This window comes from Salipiger marinus, from assembly GCF_035481585.1.
Lineage (GTDB): Bacteria > Pseudomonadota > Alphaproteobacteria > Rhodobacterales > Rhodobacteraceae > Salipiger > Salipiger marinus.
On sequence record NZ_JAYKSL010000066.1, the window covers coordinates 1 to 2,400 of the forward strand.

The 2,400-nt window shown below is 64.0% G+C and carries 3 protein-coding genes; all 3 read right to left on the reverse strand.

All coding sequences use genetic code 11. The features are described 5' to 3' along the window. Window positions 1–22 precede the first annotated feature (22 nt). On the reverse strand, window positions 23–1,612 hold the full coding sequence (gene tnpC, locus VK682_RS27090) for an IS66 family transposase (protein WP_324782977.1): 1,590 nt from the start codon (window positions 1,610–1,612) through the stop codon (window positions 23–25). Between the two features lie 85 nt (window positions 1,613–1,697). Continuing rightward, complete coding sequence (gene tnpB, locus VK682_RS27095; protein WP_068248113.1) at window positions 1,698–2,042, reverse strand: IS66 family insertion sequence element accessory protein TnpB; 345 nt, start codon at window positions 2,040–2,042, stop codon at window positions 1,698–1,700. Next, a partial coding sequence (locus VK682_RS27100; RefSeq protein WP_324782978.1) for a transposase occupies window positions 2,039–2,400 on the reverse strand: 362 nt, incomplete at its 5' end. The genes tnpB and VK682_RS27100, both read right to left, overlap by 4 nt.

Below are 2,400 nucleotides of genomic sequence, written 5' to 3' on the forward strand. Positions count from 1 at the left end.
GTAAGCGGGTAGCCGAGACCGTTCAGGCTTTGTGATTCCAGGGCATGAGAGCGTCGATTTCGGCGCTTGGCCATTGGTTGGCGATGCGCTCCAGCGTCTGGGTCAGCCACGCGACGGGATCGACGTTGTTCATTTTGCAGGTCTGCAAGAGCGTGGCGATGGTGGCCCATGTGCGACCGCCGCCATCTGACCCGGCGAACAGGCTGTTCTTCCTCGTAATGGTCTGAGGCCTGATGGCGCGCTCGACAATGTTGGAGTCGAGCTCGACGAGGCCGTCGGTCAGGAATCGCTCGAAGATCTCGCGCCGGGCGATGGCGTAGCGCAGGGCCTCGGCCAGCTTCGATTTCCCAGAGATGCGCGGCAAGGTCTGCTGCCACAGTGTGAACAGCCCCGCGACGATTGGCGTCGAAACAGCCTGACGCGCAGCGACGCGCGCCTCGGGGCTTTGACCGCGGACATCCGCCTCGAGCTTCCAGAGGTCAGCCATCCGCTCCACCGTGGTGGTGGCGATCTGTGAGTCCCCGGCAGCATGGAGTTCATAGAAGCGGCGCCGAGAGTGGGCCCAGCATCCCGCCAGTTGCGGGCCGTCGTTGCCCCCGTCTTTTCGCACCAGCTTGTTGTAGGCGGCGTAGCCGTCCACCTGCAGGATGCCACTATAGCCGCGGAGGTGCCGCCGCACGCAGTCGCCGGATCGGCTGTCCTCGAAGCGATAGGCGACCATGGGCGGACCGCTGCCGCCGAAGGTGCTATCATCGCGAGCATAGGCCCAGAGCCAGGCCTTCTTTGTGGCGCCGGTGCCGGGGGAGAGGGTCGGCAGGCTGGTTTCGTCGGCGAAGACCCGGGCACCTTTCAGTATCTCGCCCAGGACATGATCTGCGAGGATCTCCAGCTCGAAGCCGACCCGGCCCATCCACTGCGCCATCAGCCGCCGGTCGAGGTCCACCAGATCGCGAGCATAAATTCCCTCCTGGCGATAGAGTGGCAGGCCGTCGGCGTATTTTGAGACCGCGATCTGCGCCAGCAGCGCCTCGGTCGGCAGCCCGCTTTCGATGATATGGGCCGGGGCCAGGGCCTGGATGACGCCATCCCAGCCCTTGAACGCGTATTTGGGGCGGCGGGTCACGATCACCCGGAACTTCGCCGGGATCACATCCAGCCGTTCCGACACATCTTCGCCGATCAGCACCTTCTGCTTACCTGCGTGCTCCGGCAGGTCCTCGGGCTCGATCACCATCTCGACCCGCTCCAGATGCGGCGGAAAGCCCTTGCGCGCCCGGGGCGGTCGCTTCTCATCCGAGGACCGACCCGTGCCGACCTGCGCCCTGAGGTCGGAGATGCCGGTTTCGATCTCTTCGAAGACAAAGGCCTGCTGAGCATCCTCGTCCTCTGACGGCCCGCCGGTGCCAAGCTTCTCCGAGCGGCGCCCGAACCGGGCGCGGTCGTAGGCTTTGAGGATCTGCATCAGTCGCTTGATCCGTTCGTCGGCATCCGAACTGCGGGCTTTCAAAGCCGCATTCTCGTCTTCAAGGGCCGCCGTCTTCTGCGCCATGGCGCGGACCATGGACTTTAGCAGGTCCATATCGTCGGGAAGGGAAAGATCGTCGGCGCTCATGGCATCAAGGATAGCATGTTCCGACCGGGCATGCCGCTGGATATCCGCATCCAAAGCGGGGTTGATTCACTTTGCCGCAGCTGGGTTATCCAGCAAATACAGGGGCTTTGACGGCCACGGGACGAACCCGCTTCCAGTCCAGCCCGTCGAGCAACGCCATGAGCTGGGCATGGTTGAGCTGCACCCGGACATGCCCGATCCGCGGCCAGCAGAACGAAGATTTCTCGAGGCGTTTCGCAAAGAGGCAGACACCGCTGCCATCCCACCAGACGATTTTGATCCGGTCCGCCCGCTTCGCGCGGAACACATAAAGCGCGCCGCTGAACGGGTCACTGCCAGCATCGCGCACCAGCGACAGCAGGCTATCTGGTCCTTTGCGGAAGTCGACCGGATGGCTCGCGAGAAAGACCCGCACACCGGACGGGATCATGCCGAGCGCACCGCGCGGATGAGACGGCGCAACACAACCTCGCCAAGATCGGGCCCGACGCGAATAATGACATCGCCGACGACAATTTCCACCATCGGCACCGGGGTGCCTACAGGAACACCCTCTTTCTGCTTGTTCAGGAACGCCTTGCGCCAGCCAAACAGCTGCGGCGGCGAAATCCCCAGACGGCGGGCAAGCGCCGAAACATTCACACCAGGTTCCAACGCTGCGGCGACCGCCTGAGCCTTGAACTCTTCCGACCACCGGCGGCGCTCGCCGACCGGCGCACCGTCCAGCCTCTCGACGAACGCCTCCACCAACTGCAAGCTACCAGTCGCAGGCATAGGCGTAGAACTAG

Bases quoted from the DNA above. Each gene is read 5' to 3' on its own strand.
- tnpC (WP_324782977.1), bottom strand. From the start codon at position 1,612: ATGAGCGCCGACGATCTTTCCCTTCCCGACGATATGGACCTGCTAAAG.
- tnpB (WP_068248113.1), bottom strand. From the start codon at position 2,042: ATGATCCCGTCCGGTGTGCGGGTCTTTCTCGCGAGCCATCCGGTCGAC.